At 64.3% G+C, this 18,079-nt stretch carries 13 protein-coding genes; 10 read left to right on the forward strand and 3 right to left on the reverse strand.

Annotated elements, in window-relative coordinates; translation table 11 throughout:
* Positions 1-54: 54 nt before the first annotated feature.
* Complete coding sequence (locus ACSU1G_RS12445; protein WP_439280269.1) at positions 55-3,090, forward strand: S8 family peptidase; 3,036 nt, start codon at positions 55-57, stop codon at positions 3,088-3,090.
* A 147-nt stretch (positions 3,091-3,237) separates the two neighbouring features.
* On the opposite strand, the gene ACSU1G_RS12450 is transcribed toward ACSU1G_RS12445, so the two are convergent.
* Together ACSU1G_RS12450 and ACSU1G_RS12455 are read right to left on the reverse strand one after the other, a co-directional pair.
* Positions 3,238-4,167: a pirin family protein gene (locus ACSU1G_RS12450; protein ID WP_439280270.1), complete on the reverse strand. Its 930-nt coding sequence runs from the start codon at positions 4,165-4,167 to the stop codon at positions 3,238-3,240.
* Positions 4,167-4,493 (reverse strand): GNAT family N-acetyltransferase, encoded by a 327-nt coding sequence (locus ACSU1G_RS12455; protein ID WP_439280271.1) that lies wholly within the window; start codon positions 4,491-4,493, stop codon positions 4,167-4,169. Before ACSU1G_RS12455 ends, ACSU1G_RS12450 begins: the two co-directional genes overlap by 1 nt.
* A gap of 67 nt (positions 4,494-4,560) precedes the next feature.
* Here ACSU1G_RS12455 and recQ point away from each other — a divergent pair, with 67 nt between their 5' ends.
* From recQ to ACSU1G_RS12485, 6 genes are all read left to right on the forward strand, one after another.
* Complete coding sequence (recQ, locus tag ACSU1G_RS12460; protein ID WP_439280272.1) at positions 4,561-6,588, forward strand: DNA helicase RecQ; 2,028 nt, start codon at positions 4,561-4,563, stop codon at positions 6,586-6,588.
* A gap of 209 nt (positions 6,589-6,797) precedes the next feature.
* Positions 6,798-11,366, forward strand: a complete 4,569-nt coding sequence (locus tag ACSU1G_RS12465) for a choice-of-anchor G family protein (protein WP_439280273.1) — start codon at positions 6,798-6,800, stop codon at positions 11,364-11,366.
* 76 nt (positions 11,367-11,442) lie between these two features.
* Complete coding sequence (locus ACSU1G_RS12470; RefSeq protein ID WP_439280274.1) at positions 11,443-12,267, forward strand: DUF5819 family protein; 825 nt, start codon at positions 11,443-11,445, stop codon at positions 12,265-12,267.
* Positions 12,264-13,412 carry an HTTM domain-containing protein gene (locus ACSU1G_RS12475; protein ID WP_439280275.1) on the forward strand — a complete coding sequence of 383 codons (1,149 nt, stop codon included), beginning with the start codon at positions 12,264-12,266 and terminating at the stop codon, positions 13,410-13,412. The genes ACSU1G_RS12470 and ACSU1G_RS12475 overlap by 4 nt, the downstream gene beginning before the upstream one ends.
* 58 nt (positions 13,413-13,470) lie before the next feature.
* Positions 13,471-14,238: a DUF5819 family protein gene (locus ACSU1G_RS12480; RefSeq protein ID WP_439280276.1), complete on the forward strand. Its 768-nt coding sequence runs from the start codon at positions 13,471-13,473 to the stop codon at positions 14,236-14,238.
* Positions 14,225-15,217, forward strand: coding sequence for an HTTM domain-containing protein (locus ACSU1G_RS12485; RefSeq protein ID WP_439280277.1), 993 nt, complete (start codon positions 14,225-14,227; stop codon positions 15,215-15,217). The genes ACSU1G_RS12480 and ACSU1G_RS12485 overlap by 14 nt, the downstream gene beginning before the upstream one ends.
* Here the strand turns inward: ACSU1G_RS12485 and ACSU1G_RS12490 are convergent.
* The gene (locus tag ACSU1G_RS12490) at positions 15,210-15,626 is read right to left on the reverse strand and encodes an OsmC family protein (RefSeq protein ID WP_439280278.1); all 417 of its coding nucleotides are present in this window, start codon (positions 15,624-15,626) and stop codon (positions 15,210-15,212) included. The genes ACSU1G_RS12485 and ACSU1G_RS12490 overlap by 8 nt on opposite strands.
* Before the next feature lie 75 nt (positions 15,627-15,701).
* Here ACSU1G_RS12490 and ACSU1G_RS12495 point away from each other — a divergent pair, with 75 nt between their 5' ends.
* Genes ACSU1G_RS12495 through ACSU1G_RS12505 form a run of 3 tightly spaced genes read left to right on the forward strand, consistent with a single transcriptional unit; the run spans position 15,702 to position 18,012 of the window.
* Positions 15,702-16,475: a methionine ABC transporter ATP-binding protein gene (locus tag ACSU1G_RS12495; RefSeq protein WP_439280279.1), complete on the forward strand. Its 774-nt coding sequence runs from the start codon at positions 15,702-15,704 to the stop codon at positions 16,473-16,475.
* On the forward strand, positions 16,475-17,146 hold the full coding sequence (locus tag ACSU1G_RS12500) for a methionine ABC transporter permease (RefSeq protein WP_439280280.1): 672 nt from the start codon (positions 16,475-16,477) through the stop codon (positions 17,144-17,146). The genes ACSU1G_RS12495 and ACSU1G_RS12500 overlap by 1 nt, the downstream gene beginning before the upstream one ends.
* 38 nt (positions 17,147-17,184) lie before the next feature.
* Positions 17,185-18,012, forward strand: a complete 828-nt coding sequence (locus tag ACSU1G_RS12505; protein ID WP_439280281.1) for a MetQ/NlpA family ABC transporter substrate-binding protein — start codon at positions 17,185-17,187, stop codon at positions 18,010-18,012.
* Positions 18,013-18,079: the final 67 nt, after the last annotated feature.

The following is an 18,079-nucleotide window of genomic DNA, read 5'->3' on the forward strand; positions in this document are numbered from 1 at the left end:
TGTTAAGCGGCGGATGCGGCAACGAAGCCGCAGCCGCAACCATCGGAGATACACATGGGTCGATCACCCTTCCGGTTGGCGATGGCCGTCACATTGGCCGCAGTCGTCATCGGTTCCTCGGCAACCGCCAGCTTCGCAAGTGCCGAGGGGGTGACACATCCCACACCCGTGGACGGCACACCGGGGCACTACATCGTCTTGATGAAAGCCGATCCCCTGGCCACGTACGAAGGTGACACGAACGGCCTGCGACGAACCATGCCAAAACCTGGCACGCAGCTCGACGCCCATTCCTCGGACTCGCAGAAGTACATCGCGCACCTCGCGAACGAGCAACGCAAGCTCGCGAAGGCCGAGGGCGTCACCACAGACGCGACCTACCAGGTGACGGTCAACGGCTTCAGCGCCGACCTCACCGGTGAGCAGGTCGATGCGCTGCGCGCCTCGAAGGACGTGATCGGGGTGTTCCCGGATGAGATCCGGCATCCGGATGCGCAGTCCTCCACAGGCTTCCTCGGACTCGGCGATGACGCGAACGGTGCGGGCGGCGTCTGGGACGCCACCGGCGGGGTCGAGCATGCGGGTGAAGGGGTCGTCGTCGGCGTCATCGACACGGGTATCGCCCCGGAGCATCCGTCGTTCGCGGGCGACAAGCTGAAGAAGCAGAAGCAGAGTGGCGCCGAGGCGTACAGCGACGGTTCGTACGCCTACTTCGACAAGTCCGACGGCGCACAGTTCCGCAGCGCCATCGTGCAGGGTCAGGACTGGAACAAGCACGACTACTCCACCAAGCTGATCGGTGGACAGTACTTTGCGACCGGTGCCACGGCGGCCGGATTCGATTTCCAATACGACTACCTCTCCCCGCGCGACGGCGACGGACACGGCTCGCACACCGCGAGCACGGCTGCCGGTACCTTCGGCGTCGAAGCCACCGTGGAAGGTGTCGGCCTCGGCACGATCTCCGGTGTCGCCCCGGCCGCCAAGGTCGCGGCCTACAAGGCCTGCTACGTCGGCCCGGATCCGCTGGTCACAGAGGACGACATCTGCGCCCTCAGCGACCTCATCTCCGCGATCGATCAGGCAGTCGCCGACGGCGTCGACGTGATCAACTACTCGATCGGCGGCGGAGCCGCCACGACCGTGCTGGCGCCCGATGACATCGCGTTCCTGAACGCCGCTGCCGCCGGAGTGTTCGTCTCCGTCAGTGCCGGCAACGCCGGACCGGATGCGGCCACCGCAGACCACGCGTCGCCCTGGTACACCACGGTCGCCGCATCCACGATCCCGACCTGGGAGGGCACGGTCGTCTTCGACGGGTTCGCCCAGGCCGGAACATCCGTTTCTGTCCCGTTCGGTGAGACGGTCACCGGACCCTCGATCTACGCAGGCGATGCTGCTGCGGCAGGAGCGGTGGATGCGCAGCTCTGCCTGCCAGGCACCCTCGACCCGGCAAAAGTCACTGGCCACATCGTTGTCTGCGATCGCGGCAGTAATGCGCGTGCGGAGAAGTCACAGGTGGTGAAGGATGCCGGTGGCATCGGCATGGTCCTTGTCAACGTGCCCGGCGGTGCCGACTCGCTAGACAACGACTTCCACGTCATCCCCACGGTGCACCTCGCCGCAGCACATCGCGAGGCGGTTGTCGCGTATGTGCAAGGTGGTGTCGACCGGCCGATCTCACTGATCGGCGAGAACACGACGGGCGAGGTCACTCCGGTGCCGCAGATCGCCGGATTCTCCAGCCGCGGCCCGATGCATGCCGACGGCAGCGACGTCATGAAGCCCGACATCGCAGCCCCCGGTGTGGCGATCCTCGCCGCGACGAACAACGGCAGCAAGGATGCACCGACCTTCGGCATCCTCTCCGGCACGTCGATGGCATCACCGCACATCGCCGGCCTCGGCGCGCTGTATCTCGGTGAGCGACCGAACGCGTCGCCGGCGGAGGTGAAATCGGCGATGATGACCACTGCCTATGACACCGTGAACTCCGACGGATCGGCGAACACGGATCCGTTCGAGCAGGGTGCCGGTCAGGTCGACCCGACCCGCTTCTTCGACCCGGGGATGCTGTACCTGAACGCCGTCGCGGATTGGGCGGCGTTCCTGGAAGGCAAGGGGTTGGCGCAGTTCGACGGCATCGAGCCGATCGACGGCAGCGACCTCAACCTCGCCTCGATCTCGATCGGCACCCTCGCCAGTGCGCAGACGATCACCCGCACGGTCACATCGACTGAGGCGGGCACGTTCACCGCGAGCGTCGACGTGCCGGGCGTGAACGTGAGCGTCGAGCCGTCCACGCTCAGCTTCGGCGCGGCCGGCGAGACGGCGACGTACACCGTCACCTTCGATAACGAGAGCGCTCCGGTCGAGCAGTGGGCGACCGGATCGCTCACCTGGTCGAGCGAGGCGAACACGGTGCGCACGCCGATCGCGGTGTTCCCAGTGACGGCGGCCGCACCGGCCGAGGTGACCGGAACGGGCGTAGACGGCAGCACGGTCGTGGAGATCACGCCCGGCATCAACGGCGACCTGCCGCTCAACCTCGCGGGGCTCACCCCGTTCCAGCTGCTCACCGACCCGAGTCATCCGGTCGACGGGCACTCGGGCGACGAGAACTCGGGCGATGCCAACAAGGACGTCGCGTGGATCGTCGACGTTCCGGAGGGCACGACGCTGTCGCGCTTCGATCTCGATTCGTCGGATGACGAGGGCAGCGACCTCGATCTGCTGGTGTACCGCGTGGTAGCCCCCGACGATCTGCGCTACTACGAGGTGTGGCAGTCGGCGACGGCCTCGGCCGACGAGCAGGTGACGCTGCCGACGCCGACGGCCGGCACATACCTGGTCGTGGCGAACGTGTACTCGACGACCGCACCGATGACGTGGGACATGACCCACGCCAACGTGGTGCCGGGTGGCGAGGGCGCATTCACGGCGACGCCGAATCCGATCGCCGCGACGCAGGGTGTCGCGACGAGCTACGAGATCAGCTGGTCCGGTCTCACAGCCGGCACCCGCTACCTCGGGGTCGTACAGTACGCCGATTCCGACGTTCGCACGATCGTCTCGGTGGACACGGAGTAGCAACACGGACAGGCGCCCCGTGCTCGTCGGAGCGCGGGGCGCCTCTCCGCGCGGCACACTTGCAGGGCCGAGGCACGGATGTCGGGCGAAAGCCCGGCGTGTCGCCCTGCAGCCGTTCGATCGCCCTGCATCTGTGCCGGGCAGGCGTCAGATCCGGCGGTGGCGTGGCTTCAACGTCACATGCGGGAGCTCGGGTGCGGGGATCCGCTCGTCGCCGTGGTCCACGACATGACCGAAGCGAGCGGATGCCGCATCCGGCGTCTCCCAGTCGTGTCGCGCCTGCGCGATCTCGTCGTGGGTGCGTGCGGCGAAGTTCCACCACATCACAAGGTCTTCTTCGAAGGGCTCCCCGCCGAGCACGAAGAGCAGCGTTCCTTCGGCGCTCGACACTGAAACGTGCGCGCGGGAATCACCGAGGTAGAGCATCTCGTTCTGGGAAGAGGAACGGTCATCGATGGTGACGTCGCCGTTCACGAGCACGATCGCGTGTTCCCAGGCAGGGTTCAGCGGCAGATCGACAATGCTGCCAGCGGCGAGCGTGATCTCCGCGCCGACGATCGGTGTATGCACTGTTGCAGGGGAGCGCACGCCGGCGAACTCGCCAAGCACGACGGTGGCCGTGGCATCCTCACCGGTATCAGCGGAAAGCGTGAGTTGGGGCAGCGAGGTGTGCTGTTCGAAATCGCCGGCACCGTGACGGGCCGATTCGGGTAGCACCACCCAGAACTGCAGTGCGTCGAGGGGAAGTGCCTCTTCACCGAGCGAGTACTCGGAGTGCGCGATGCCGTTGCCCGCCGTCATCAGATTCAATTGGCCGCGCGTCAAGGTCACGTCCCTGCCGATCGAGTCGCGGTGCCGCTGCTCGCCGATCAACGGCCAGGTGACGGTCTGCAATCCGATGTGCGGGTGCGGCTCCACACGCATGCGCACAACCTCGGGCCCGAAGCGATCGAGGAAGCACCACGCGCCGACCGTCGGCAGGTCGCGGTTCGGCAGAGTGCGCAGCACGTTCATCCCGCGCAGGCCGCCGAGCGGAACCACGCGTGGCTCGAGCGAGATGCTGCGCTGGCCGATCATCACGCGCTCGTCGCGTCGGCGGGGTCGGTGGGCAGCTGCGGCCAGCGGATCTTCGCGCCGGCGACGTCGTGCTTCTTCAGATAATGGGCGATGTAGGGGCAGTACGGCACGATCGTGTCGCCGGATGCCGCGGCATCCGCCAGAGCCTCCGCAGCGAGGATGCCGGCCAGTCCCTTGCCTTGGAAGGCTGGGTCGACCTCGGTGTGCGTGAAGAGGATCTCGCCGGGGCGTCGTTCGAAATCGGCGAAGCCAGCCAGAGTCTTCCCAAAGAAGATCTCGTAGCGCGATGCATCGTCATTGCGGGTGACTGTGGTCTCGTCGGTCATGGGTGCTCCTTCGCGTTGCACCCACCTTAGGGCGCTCAGCGTCTGCTGGGGTGGTTACTCTGGAGGGATGCCGCAGACTCCTGGTGACCCGTACGAGGACCTGCCGTGGAATGACACTCCGCCGCCGGAAGAGATGGATTGGGAACCGCAGGACTCGGATTACGAGCCGCCTCTTGACTGGGGCCCGGGGCCTGCGACGCCGGTGGTCACAGCATCCACAGCATCCGTTCCGCGCACCGCGACGCCCTCGCGTTACGCGACCGCGCGCGAGGCGCTGCACACGGTCTTCGGTTATGACGCGTTTCGCGGCGACCAGGAGGCGGTCGTCGATCAGGTGATCGGCGGTGGGGATGCTGTCGTGCTCATGCCGACCGGTGGTGGAAAGAGCATCACCTACCAGGTGCCTGCGCTCGTCCGCGAGGGCACTGGGCTCGTGATCAGTCCACTCATCGCCCTGATGCATGACCAGGTCGATGCACTGCGCGCCAACGGCGTGAACGCCGCCTTCCTGAACTCGACGCAGTCGGTATCCGAGCGTGCAGAGGTCGAGCGGGCGTACGTCGCCGGCGAGCTCGATCTCATCTACGTCGCCCCAGAGCGACTGTCGAACCGGCAGACCACCGCGCTGTTGCAGCGAGGCACACTCAGTGTGATCGCCATCGACGAGGCGCACTGCGTGTCGCAGTGGGGTCACGATTTCCGTCCCGACTATCTCGCTCTGGGAGACCTCGGCGAGCGTTTCCCCGGGGTTCCGCGGATGGCGCTCACCGCGACGGCGACCCGCGCCACCCACAAGGAGCTCACCGAGCGCCTGCAGTTAGACACCGCTAAGCATTTTGTGGCGAGCTTCGACCGCCCGAACATCCAGTACCGGATCGTGCCGAAGGTCGACCCGCGCAAGCAGTTGGTGTCGTTCATTCGTTCACTTCCGGATGCTCCGGCAGGCTCGGTGTCCGGCGGCTCGGGCGCATCCGCCGGAATCGTCTACGCGCTGAGCCGCAAGTCGGTGGAGCAGACCGCCACTTATCTCGCCGCTCAGGGCTTCGATGCGCTGCCGTACCACGCGGGCCTTCATGCCGATGTGCGGGCGGCGAACCAGTCGCGGTTCCTCCGCGAAGACGGCGTGGTGATGGTCGCGACCATCGCGTTCGGCATGGGCATTGATAAGCCGGACGTGCGCTTCGTCGCGCACGTCGACTTGCCGAAGTCGGTCGAGGGGTACTACCAGGAGACCGGTCGTGCTGGCCGTGATGGTGAACCAGCGGTGGCCTGGATGGCGTATGGACTCGGCGACGTCGTGCAGCAACGGCGGATGATCGACCAGAGCCCCGGCGACCGCACGTTCAAGATGCGGATGGGTCAGCATCTCGACGCCATGCTCGCGCTGAGCGAGACGGTCGAGTGTCGGCGCCAGAACCTGTTGAACTACTTCGGTCAGGATTCCGCAGCGTGCGGTAACTGCGACACGTGTCTCGAGAAACCCGAGACCTTCGACGGGCAGGTCCCCGCGCAGAAGCTGCTCTCGACTATCGTGCGGCTCAAGCGCGAGCGGCGTCAGGCGTTCGGTGCAGGTCACCTCATCGACATTCTCCGCGGATCGTCGAACGACCGCATCCGGCAGCAGAAGCACGACGGTCTCGCGACATACGGCATCGGTGCGGATCTCTCAGATCAGGACTGGCGTAGTGTCGTGCGGCAGTTGCTGGCTCGCGGCATCCTCGTCGCGCAGGGCGATTACGGAACGCTCGCGCCGGGTGAAGCTGCCGTCGGAGTGCTGAGCGGTGAGACTCCGGTGCCGCTGCGTAAAGACACCATCGGGCGGGTCAGCGCGAGCCGCACGCGCAAGGCATCGGCGGCTTCGGATGCCGTGGCCGAGGGTGATCGCTCGCTCTTCGAGGCGCTGCGCGTCTGGCGCGCCGAGACCGCGAAGGAGATCGGCAAGCCCGCGTACATCGTCTTCGGTGATGCGACGCTGCGTGCGCTCGCCGAGCTGCGACCGGCATCCGTGAATGATCTCGACGGAATCACCGGAATCGGCGAGAAGAAGCGCGAAGCCTACGGCGATGCGGTGCTCGCTGTGGTCGCTGCGAACTGAGTAACCCCTCCCGTGTGGGTCGAGGGCGATGGAATCTGTAACATCTCCACTTCTTTGTGGTGAGGTTTCACCTTTTACTGTGAGTTGGCTGGACACGCACTTGCGGCGAACGTCATACTGGTTAGACATGAGCTCTGTCGGCATTCGCTGACGCCTGGGGAGGGTCTTGTGGCGCGAACTTAGTCCGCATCACGGGAGGGGCAATACAAATGAGAACCACGGGGAGAACTCTGCGGAGACGCAGATGGACCGCGATTGCGACGGCTACGGCCCTCGTCGCGGGAAGCGCCTTCGGCGCTAATGCAGCATTCGCGCTTCCAGATGCAGACGCGGGAGACCCGTCTGCAGCGGAGGCCCAGATCCTGGGCATTGACGCTGGTTTGCTCAATGGGCTAAGTGTTGCCGCTCTCGGCCACACCTCCACGAGCAACCCGAGCGCTGTGGGGCCGGAGCCTGGAGCGCTCGACGTAGCCGTTCTCGGCGGACTGTTGAACCTGAACCTGGGCACACTGAACCTGCCGCTGCTGTCAAACGGGACTAACAATGGTCTGCTTGACCTCGGCGATCTCGGTGCGGCTGCAAGCTACAGCAGCTCGCCCAGCCTGACGCAGTCGACGGCCGCATCCGGCCTCATCACCGCAGACGGCGCGATTGACACTGGCGCCATTGACGGCAGTACTGACCCCGCATACCTGGAGCTCACCGACCTGCTCTCGCAGCTCGGCGTGGCAGGTCTCACGGATCAGATCATCGACCAGGCCGGCATCCAGATCGGCGCTCTTTCCGCACGGGCGGAGAACACAACGGGCACTGGCCCAGTTGACGACTCCTACGCGATCGCGGATCTTAAGCTGAACCTGAGCAGCCCGCTCGTGGACACGCTCTCCACGACGCTCGGTGGAGCGATCCAGGGAACTGTCGCTCCGGTGAGCGACCTGCTGGCTCCTGGTGGCGCGCTCAACGACCTCACTACGTCGATCTCGAACATTTTGAACGGCATCGACGTGCTCGTCGCGAGTGTCGAGACGACGGGCGTCGAAGCGACGATCACGGGTCTGGACACGATCGGGAACACTGTCGTCACTGAGCTGCTCACGCAGCCGGTCGAGAACGCGACGGGCTCAGTTCTGATCGATCTCGACGGGGGGACGATCACCGTCGACCTGGCGAAGATCCTCGTTGAGAGCGGGGCAGGCGCCGACCTCAACTCGCTCCCCGCGAACACCCCGGTGCTGTCGGCGACGACGATCGCCGCGATTCAGCAGGGCATCACGTCGGCCCTGACAGGGACGCATGAGAACAGCCTCGTCGGCAAGACGTCGACGATCCTCGGGACGACGCTCGACTCTCTCGGCGTCACCCTGAAGGTCAACCTTGACCTGGTTGCTGGTATCCCGCCCTTGGAGGGGACGGTCGCCTCGGGTGACATTACCGTCGCCGGTACGCTCGCGCAGTTCGCCGGAACCGACACGACTCAGCCGACGGTTACGCCGAACATCACATTGCTTGGTCTTGACCTGGGCCTGCTCACGCAGCCGGTCGTGGATCTGCTCGCCAGCACGCTGACGACGGTCACCGGTCCGCTGGTGGCTACGGCCGTTGACAGCGTGATTCCGCTTGTTCAGCCCGCGCTGGCCGCTCTCACGACGCCGCTTCTCGCGACGTTGGATCCGGTGTTGACGGGTGTGCTCGACCAGATCGTGGACCTCACGATCAATGAGCAGCCTGCCGTGGGTGACCTCGGTGCCGGAAGCTTCACGGTTCGCGCACTGAGCTTGAGCCTGCTTCCTGCTCTGGATGCTGTCAACGTCGATCTGGCTTCGGCCACGGTAAAGGCCGCAGCTGCTGCCCCCGTGCTCGTCGCGAGCAGCCCCGTCGTTGCTGGTGCTAATACGACGGTGACTTCATCCGGATGGGGACCGAGCTCGGTGGTCACGGTCCAGTTGAAGGACTCCACAGGTGCTAACGTCGGCGGACCGGTTACGGTCACCACTACTGCCGCGGGTGCGTTCCCGGCGGGCACGGTTCTGATTGTTCCGGCTGGTACCGCTGCTGGTGACTACACGGTCGTCGGTACGGATGCGGCGGGAAACACTGCGTCTGACACGATCACGGTGACGGCCGCTCCTGTCTTCACTCCGGTTTTGGATGCGTCGAGCCCGGTTGTTGCGGGTTCGGACACAACGGTGACGTCGACGGGTTGGCCGGCGGACACAGCTGCGTCTGTGCAGATCGAGGATGCGGACGGCAACATCATCGCTGGTCCGATCACGGTCACGACTGACGCTGATGGCGCGTTCCCGGCGGACACGGTCTTGACCGTTCCTGCGGGCACGACGCCTGGCGACTACACGGTTGTCGGTACGGACGCTGCGGGTAACACGGCGTCTGACACGATCACGGTTGAGGCCGCTCCGGTCGTTTACACCCCGGTTCTGGATGCATCGAGCCCGGTTGTTGCGGGTTCGGACACGACGGTGACGTCGACGGGTTGGCCGGCAGACACGGTTGTGACTGTGCAGATCGAGGATGCGGACGGCAACGTTGTCGCTGGTCCGATCACGGTGACCACGGATGCTGATGGTGCGTTCCCGGCGGACACGGTTCTGACCGTTCCTGCGGATGCTGCTGCTGGTGACTACACGGTTGTCGGTACGGACGCTGCGGGTAACACGGCGTCTGACACGATCACGGTTGAGGCCGCTCCGGTCGTTTACACCCCGGTTCTGGATGCATCGAGCCCGGTTGTTGCGGGTTCGGACACGACGGTGACGTCGACGGGTTGGCCGGCAGACACGGTTGTGACTGTGCAGATCGAGGATGCGGACGGCAACGTTGTCGCTGGTCCGATCACGGTGACCACGGATGCTGATGGTGCGTTCCCGGCGGACACGGTTCTGACCGTTCCTGCGGATGCTGCTGCTGGTGACTACACGGTTGTCGGTACGGACGCTGCGGGTAACACGGCGTCTGACACGATCACGGTTGAGGCTGCTGCGACAGCTGACGCCGCGGCGACTGCTGATGCTGATGTGAACACGAACGCGGCGGCTTCGGCTTCTGCTTCGGCGAACGCGGATGACGACAGCAATGCTTCGGCTCAGGTTGCGGCACAGGCTGCTGCTCAGGCGGATGCGTCGACGACGGCTTCGGCTGCGGCGGATGCAACGGCTTCGGCTGCGGCTGATGTTGCGGCGACGGCGACGTCGTCGGCTGATGCTTCGGCTGATGTCACGACCGACGCGAACGCTTCGGCTGCGGTTGCTGCTCAGGCAGCTGCTCAGGCGGATGCGTCGTCGACGACGACTGCTGATGCGACTGCTGCGGCAGATGCGGACGCGGGTTCTGCGGCAAGCGTTGCCTCTACGGCAACGTCGTCTGCTGATGCCTCTACGGCTGCGGCTGCGGATGCGGATGCTGACCCGGATGCTTCGGCAACGACGGACGCTACTGCGACGGCTGATGTGAACACGAACGCGGCGGCTTCGGCTTCTGCTTCGGCGAACGCGGATGACGACAGCAATGCTTCGGCTCAGGTTGCGGCTCAGGCTGCTGCTCAGGCGGATGCGTCGACGACGGCTTCGGCTGCGGCGGATGCAACGGCTTCGGCTGCGGCTGATGTTGCGGCGACGGCGACGTCGTCGGCTGATGCTTCGGCTGATGTCACGACCGACGCGAACGCTTCGGCTGCGGTTGCTGCTCAGGCAGCTGCTCAGGCGGATGCGTCGTCGAACACGAACGCTGCCTCGACGGCCGCTGCGGACGCGAACGCTGCTGCTGCAGCTGACGCTGCTTCGACGGCTACCTCGTCGGCTTCTGCATCGGCCACGGCCGCTGCGGACTCGTCGGCTTCGGCCGCTGCTGACCCGGCAGCTGCAGCGTCGACCACGGCAACTGCCACAGCTGACGCCGACTCGTCTGCCACAACTGATGTGAACGCGAATGCTTCGGCATCCGCGTCTGCGTCAACGAACGCGGATGACGACAGCAACGCTTCGGCTCAGGTTGCGGCGCAGGCTGCCGCTCAGGCGGATGCATCGACCACGGCTTCGGCTGCGGCGGATGCCTCGGCTCAGGCTGCGGCGCAGGCTGCTGCTACCGCAACGGCTTCGGCGGATGCGTCCACGGATGCAACGGTGGACGCGAACGCGTCGGCTGCGGTTGCTGCTCAGGCTTCGGCTCAGGCAGACAACTCGTCGAACTCGAACGCTGCTTCCACCGCAACGGCGAACGCGAATGCTTCGGCATCTGCGAGCGCAGCGTCCACGGCGACGGCATCTGCGGACGCTTCGTCTGACGCGGCGGCGTCGGCTTCGGCCAGTGCTTCGTCGAACGCGAGTGGTAGTAGCTCGGCCTCTGGTTCAAGCGATGCGGACGCTAACGCGAACGAACTCGGGATCACCGTCAAGGTGCCTGTGCTCGAGCGTGGCGACAAGCAGACTGCAATCGGTACCGGCTTCAAGGCAGGCGAGGTCGTCACCGGTGTGATGAACTCCGCCCCGCTGGCACTCGGCACCCAGGTGGCGAATGCGGAAGGTACCGTGACGTTCACTTGGACGATCCCGGCAGGCACCGATCTCGGCAACCACTCGGTGACTCTCACCGGTGCGGAATCCGGTTCGGTTTCTGGCACGTTCAAGGTCGTCGCAGATGGACTGGCGGCAACCGGTGGCGAGCCCGCGATGGGATGGGTTGCGCTCGGTGCGCTGCTCGTCATGCTGGGGATCGGCACCGCGCTGATCGCTCGCAACCGTCGCACCCGGATGCACGCAGAGTAAAGCAATGACACTGTAGAGGTCGGGGCCGCCTTGGTGGTGGTCCCGACCTCTCGGTGATGATAGGGAACGGTCGCGCATGACGACGAAACGAAATGAAGACCCTGTCGATATGACGGAGGACGCCACACCATCTGCATCCGCCGCCGTGCGACCGTACCCGAAACCGACGTGGGTGGTGCGCCTGATCGCGCTCATCGCCTGTTTGTTCTGTCTATGGCACGTGGCAGCGTCGTTCCTGTGGATCGCACCCCCGTCAGCACTGCGCGAGATCCCTACGCAGAAGGTGCTGTCTGCCTACATGCTTCCGATGTTCGGCCAATCATGGAGCGTCTTCGCGCCCGAGCCGATCAACGGCGACTACCACTTCAACGTACGTGCCGTCATCGACGTAGACGGTGAAGACGTCACCACCGGATGGGTGAGCGCCACAGATGTGGAGCTCTCAATGATCCGGTACAACCTGTTTCCTCCCCGCGCCGGAATCCAATCGACCGAGGTAGCGAGCGGACTGGCAGGCGCCTACAACAAGCTCAACGCAGAGCAGCAGGCTGTCGTCGCACTCGATTTCGCCAAGGACGGCTGGGAAGACTGGATGGTGGGATCCTTCGACAAGCTCGAAGACGGCCCCTCCACCGTGACGTATATGGAGCAGGAACACCTGTCCACGGCATATGCCACACAGATCGCCTATGCGATCTGGGGAAGTGACGTGCTTCAGGTGCAGTACCGTGTCAGCCGGCAGAATGTCGTACCGTTCGCCGAGCGCAACGACGCTGCAGCGCAACGCCCAGAACCGAGTATGTCGACCACGGGTTGGCGAGCTCCGGTGGAAGAGCCCGGCCAGAGTCGTGACAATTTTGGTGACGTGTTCCGCGCGCAGTTCGAGAGGACCCAGGGATGAGCCAGACGAAGGCGGATCGCCCCAAGACGGTCGAGAACAAGCCCGAGACACCTGCCGCAGAACCTGATCCACAGGCACCTGCGGAACAGGTCGTCCCCGTGAGCACACGGGTGCTCACCTTTGCCGGCAGTATGATCGCGGGCCTCTGGGCAATGGTGGTCTCAGCGATCGCGCAGATCAGCGGATTCATCGAACGATTCCTCTACGACGGAAAGAAAGCGCTCTACGGACTCGCGGTGACCCGCATCCTGTTCGGCGTCACGGCGCTCGGCCTACTGGCCGCGAACTTTGGCACCCGGCTGTACACATTCGGCTCCGGCTCGGCATGGAACGGCGAACTCGCCGAGCCCGTCAGCGACTTCCCGAAGATCTGGATCTTCAGTACGTTCCATGCGGCGATGGGCAACGACGTCCTTTACACGATGCTCTACCTGCTGCTCGGCGTGCTCGCGGTGCTCTTTGTCGTCGGCTGGCGCTTCCGCATCGTGCATCCGATCTTCTTCTGTATGTGGGTCGGTTTCATCGAGGCCAACGACATGGTCGGCGACCAGGGTGACAACATGTTCCGGATCGCACTCCTATTGCTGTTCTTCGCCGATCCCGCCGCCCGCTGGTCTCTGGACGCGCGCCGTCGCGCCAAAAAGGGGGAGTGGTTCGCTCCCGGAAGCCAGCCTGCGCAGATCGGGACGGTGTTTCACAACCTCGCCCTGGTGGCGCTCACCGCGCAGGTCTGCTTCGTGTATGCATCCGGTGCGCTGTTCAAGGCCGGTGGAACGCCGTGGTCGGAGGGGTACGCGGTTTACAACCCGCTGCACACTGCTCGCTTCGGCACCTGGCCGGTGCTCAGTGATCTGGTGACCGCGTGGGGGCCGATGGTCGTCGCGTTCAGCTGGGGGTCGATCCTCCTGCAGGTCGCGTTCCCGCTGATGCTGCTCACCCGACCGACACGGCTCATCGGGCTGATCGGGATCCTGTCGTTCCACATTGGCATCGGCGTTCTCATGGGACTGCCGTGGTTCTCGCTCACGATGATCGCTATTGACTCGATCTTCATCCGCGATCGCAGTTGGGAGCGGCTCAGCGCCGGCACCGTGGCCCGGTGGAAGAATTCGAATCGATTGCCGGCATCCACGCTCGTGACGTGACCGTACAGCCACGTCGGCGCAGGGGAACCAGAGCGACCCCGCTCGCTAGAGTGGGGGGATGAATATGGCGCAACGCGTGACGGGAATCGTCGCCACGATCGTTGTACTCATCGTCGCGATCGGGACGATCCTTATCGTCTCGCCCCCAGGCACCCCACTGCGTAGCGAGGTCCGCGCCGTCGCGCTGCCGTACTTCGGCCAGACGTGGAAGATTTTCGCACCGAGCGTCATGAAAGCGAACCGTTCCCTCGAGTTTCGAGCCAGCTGGCGAGACGACGACGGGGATCTGGTCAAATCCGGATGGGTGAGCATCACTCAGATCGAGCAGCGCACAGTAGAAGGAAATCCATTCCCTTCACGTATCCAGAAGCCCGCGTGGAACGCTGCGGGGACCTTTCTTGAGCGTTACAACAAGCTGGATGCCGATCAGCGGACGCGCGTGCGTGACACCTTTATTGAGGTGGATGGCGACGACTTCCGACCGATCCCCACCGAAACTCTGGTCGAAGAGCTCGGGAAGGATGACGGCGATGTCATCCGCTACCTTCGCATGGACTACATGATGATGCGGATGGCGACTCTGTTTGGGACCGCAGGGTTCAACGAGAAGATCGAGCGAGTCCAGTGGCGCATAGTCAGCGAGCGTCCCAATGACTTCACGCATCGCTTTGATGAAGAAGCGCAGTTCACGCCGTCCATCACTACGTTCGGATGGCGTGAGTCCAACGTCGTGACTGCCCCTGATGTTGTGGCTGACTACCGTGCGCTCATCGAGCGCACCGGCGCGACATTCGAGTTCAAGGAGGCCATCCGTGAAGCTGAGTGAGCGCTTCGACAGCTGGCTTGGGTGGCTTACCTCCGCATCGCACAACCTGCGCAGCTTTGCAGTACTGCGCGTCCTCTACGGGTTGGGGCTGCTGATCACGCTCGTCCCCAGCATTCCCGAGCGCTCCCTGCTGTGGGGCGCCGCATCTTTTTGGGTTGACCCTGAAGCGAAGCGTCGGGGCTTTTTCACCTTTGACACGTTGTTCCCTAAGGACAACCCGCTGGTGTTCGACATCGTATTTTTCCTGTTGATCGTGCTCGTGGTCCTGTTTACGATCGGCTACCGCACGCGACTAGTCACCGTGTTGGTCCTGGTGCTCGTATTTGCTCTGCAAGCAAATAACCCGTACGTCCTCAACGGCGGCGACACCATTTACCGCATCACCTTGTTGTTCCTTATCTTCGCGAACCTCGGCGCGCACTACTCGGTTGATGCGTGGCTGGCCATGCGTCGTGCATCACGCCGTGGAATTCGCAGGCGGCTTGTACCCGCGTATCTCGCAAATGCAGCTCACAACGCGGCTCTGGTCCTGTGCTGTTTCCAGATCATCATCATCTACGTCGTTTCGGGTATCTGGAAGCTTTCCGGCGATGAATGGTTGGGCGGGACGGCGCTCTTTTACTCGCTGCGCATCGACGCCTTCATGCTCTACCCCGCATTCAACGAACTGCTGTGGCAGTCGTCCCTGGTCATCTACATTGCGACCTTCGTGGCGCTGTGGGTGCAGACGCTGTTCCCGATCGCGCTGCTCTGGCGTCCTAGCCGAATCTTCGTGCTTGTCTCGCTCGTGCTCATGCACGCGGGGATCGGCATTCTGCTCGGCCTCTGGCCGTTCTCCCTCGTGATGATCGCTCTTGACATGCTCTTCATCCGCGACTCCACCTGGGTGAGCGTCACGGGTTGGCTCCGCTCGACGAAACTGGGCGCACTCATCGAAGAGAAGGTCGCAGAACGTGCACCCGCCCCGGAGGTCAACTGACCGAGTAAGCCTCCGTGTGCACGCGCACGTCCGCTGACCCAGCCAACAACTTGGACACCGGGCACCGGGCATGCGCGGCGGCGAGAACATCCTCAGCCTCCGAGACTGACGCGCCTTCCACGGACAGATAGCCGTCGACGTGAAACTCGAGGCCGGGCCCCGGGTCGGCGTCATGGAGCTCGACCTCGACGCGCACGGCGCTCCGAGTACCCCGAGCGACGATGACCTGCGCTGTCGCGTTCAGGCACGTGGCCCAAGCGAGTGCCAGCAACTGCTCTGGATTCGTGCCGTCCGCATCACGATGAGGGTTCAGCGGCGAGGCCACCTTCACCGACAACCCATCGGGAACCTGCGCGATCCCATCGCCGCCATCGCGGTTGATCGCTTCAGTCCGGTACCTCATGCTCATACCTCAACTATAGTTGGACGCAGTACATGAACTTCGGGCGATGGCGGCCGTGGGCGAGGGAAACGGCACGCATCGATGGAAACCACTGGCACGACGATCGTCGAGTTCGACGACGTCACCAAGCGGTATGACGACCGCCCTGGTCAGCCACCGGCGCTCGATGCCATCAGCCTGACCATCGAACGCGGCGAGATCTTCGGCGTCATTGGCGAGAGTGGCGCGGGCAAATCCACGCTGCTTGCGCTGATCAACGGCCTGGCCTCACCCGAGTCTGGCGTGGTGACCGTCGACGGCGAGCCGGTCGCCGGACGAAGCCGAAAGGCCCTGCGGATGCTGCGCCGAAACATCGGCGTCGTGTTCCAAGGGACCCACCTGCTCAGCAGCCGCACCGTGCGTCAGAATGTCGCGCTTCCGCTGCAGATCGCTCGACGCGGCGCAGCCGGACGATCCCGCGCCGCAGAGCGCGCCGCGGTCGACGAGATGCTCGACTTTGTCGGCCTCACTCATCGCGCTGACCATCATCCTGCCGAACTCAGTGGGGGAGAACAGCAGCGAGTGGGTCTCGCGCGAGCCCTGATCACACGTCCGCCTGTGCTGCTGTGTGATGAGCCGACATCCTCTCTGGATGCCAGCACCACGGCAGAAATCCTGCGAGTGCTGCTGAACGCACGTGAGACCTTCGGCACTACGATCATCGTGATCTCGCACGACCTCGACGTCGTCAAGGCGATCTGTGATCGCGCGGCTCTGCTCGAGAAGGGGCGGCTGCGCGAGCTGTTCCACGTGGCGAAAGCTGACCTCAACGCGATGCCCAGCTACTACGAGCAGGTCAAGCGGGAGCTGATGTGATGACCTGGCTCACCGAACTTCTCGACGAGTATGGCGAAGACATCGTCGAAGCACTCGCAGAGACCGGATACATGATGGTGGTCTCGCTGGCCGCGGCCGTGCTGATCGGTCTCCCGCTCGGAATGATCGTGTTCCTCACGCAGCGCGGAGGCATCGCCGAGAATCGGCCGATCTGGTCGACCTCGAACCTGTACATCAACATTGTCCGCTCGTTCCCGTTCCTCTTGCTTGTGGTGTTCCTCATCCCGTTCACCCGATCGGTGGTCGGCACGAGCTTCGGCACGCAAGCCTCGACCCTGCCGCTGAGCTTCGTCGCGGTGGCCATCTACGCGCGTCTGGTTGAGCAGATCCTCCGCGAGATACCGCCCGGCATCTCGCGCGTTGCCGTCGCGATGGGTACGACGTTGCCGCAGGCGGTGTTCCGAGTGCTGTTGCCTGAAGCGCGCTCCGGGCTCGTCTACGCACTGACCTCGGCAGCGATCAGCCTGCTGTCGTACTCGACCGTCCTCGGCGTCGTAGGTGGCGGCGGCATCGGCGACTTCGCGATGCGATACGGCTACCAGGAGTACAACGACGGGCTCATGTACATCACCATCGCGATCATCGTCGTCTGCGTGCTCCTGATTCAGACCGTCGGACACCGCACCTCCGAGCGCCTCGACCACCGATAGACCCCCAAACCACAGCTGAACACAGAAAGAAGGACCCCATGAGTTTCCCTCGCATCGGCATCCTCGCCGCCACTATCGGAGCAGCCCTGGTGCTGGCCGGATGCGCAGCGTCCGCAGAGCCGGCCGCCGAATCGGATGCCGGAGCATCCACTGAACCCGTGGTGCTCAAGATCGCTGCTGTCACCGCGCCGATGACGGACGTCGTCGAGGCCGCAGGCGACGCGATCGAGGATGGCTACGAGATTGAGCTCGTCGAGGTCTCTGACTATGTCACCGCCAACACCATCGTGAACGATGGCGACGTCTACGCGAACTTCTCCCAGCACGTGCCCTACATGGAACAGTTCAACGCTGGGAACGACGGCACCCTCGTCGCCGTGCAGCCGGTGTACAACTTCGTGATCGCGTTCTACTCGAAGACGCTCGACGACATCGCAGATCTGCCGGACGGCGCCACCGTTGCCGTTCCGAACGACGCATCGAATCTCGGTCGCGCGCTCAAGCTGCTTGACGCAGAGGGCGTCATCACGCTCGCGCCAGAAGTCGACCCCTACGCCGCGACGGTGGACGACATTGCCGAGAACCCGAAGAACATCGAGTTCCTCGAGGTGCCGATCGCATCGCTGAATGCCGCATATGAAGAGGCCGACCTCGTCTTCCAGTGGCCGTCGCACATCGCAGCTCTCGGCCTCAACCCTGACGACGATGGGCTCATCACCGAACTCGACGACCGCTTCTCGCTGTACGTCGCCGTCCGTGAAGAGGATGCTGACAGTGCGGCGACCGAGGCGCTCAAGGTCGCCTTCTCCAGCGACGAGGTGCGCGAGGTCATCGAGTCGAACGGCACGATTGACGTCGCCTTCTGAGCGACAGCCGAACGGCACTGAATGACAGAGACTGTGGCCTCGTGACAACTGCACGGGGCCACAGTCG

It is taken from the genome of Microbacterium sp. A93 (assembly GCF_051842835.1).

Coding starts and splice junctions, on each gene's coding strand:
- ACSU1G_RS12475 (WP_439280275.1), top strand. CDS start 12,264: ATGAGCCAGACGAAGGCGGATCGCCCCAAGACGGTCGAGAACAAGCCC.
- ACSU1G_RS12465 (WP_439280273.1), top strand. CDS start 6,798: ATGAGAACCACGGGGAGAACTCTGCGGAGACGCAGATGGACCGCGATT.
- recQ (WP_439280272.1), top strand. CDS start 4,561: ATGCCGCAGACTCCTGGTGACCCGTACGAGGACCTGCCGTGGAATGAC.
- ACSU1G_RS12470 (WP_439280274.1), top strand. CDS start 11,443: ATGACGACGAAACGAAATGAAGACCCTGTCGATATGACGGAGGACGCC.
- ACSU1G_RS12500 (WP_439280280.1), top strand. CDS start 16,475: ATGACCTGGCTCACCGAACTTCTCGACGAGTATGGCGAAGACATCGTC.
- ACSU1G_RS12450 (WP_439280270.1), bottom strand. CDS start 4,167: ATGATCGGCCAGCGCAGCATCTCGCTCGAGCCACGCGTGGTTCCGCTC.
- ACSU1G_RS12480 (WP_439280276.1), top strand. CDS start 13,471: ATGAATATGGCGCAACGCGTGACGGGAATCGTCGCCACGATCGTTGTA.
- ACSU1G_RS12495 (WP_439280279.1), top strand. CDS start 15,702: ATGGAAACCACTGGCACGACGATCGTCGAGTTCGACGACGTCACCAAG.
- ACSU1G_RS12455 (WP_439280271.1), bottom strand. CDS start 4,493: ATGACCGACGAGACCACAGTCACCCGCAATGACGATGCATCGCGCTAC.
- ACSU1G_RS12505 (WP_439280281.1), top strand. CDS start 17,185: ATGAGTTTCCCTCGCATCGGCATCCTCGCCGCCACTATCGGAGCAGCC.
- ACSU1G_RS12445 (WP_439280269.1), top strand. CDS start 55: ATGGGTCGATCACCCTTCCGGTTGGCGATGGCCGTCACATTGGCCGCA.
- ACSU1G_RS12490 (WP_439280278.1), bottom strand. CDS start 15,626: ATGAGCATGAGGTACCGGACTGAAGCGATCAACCGCGATGGCGGCGAT.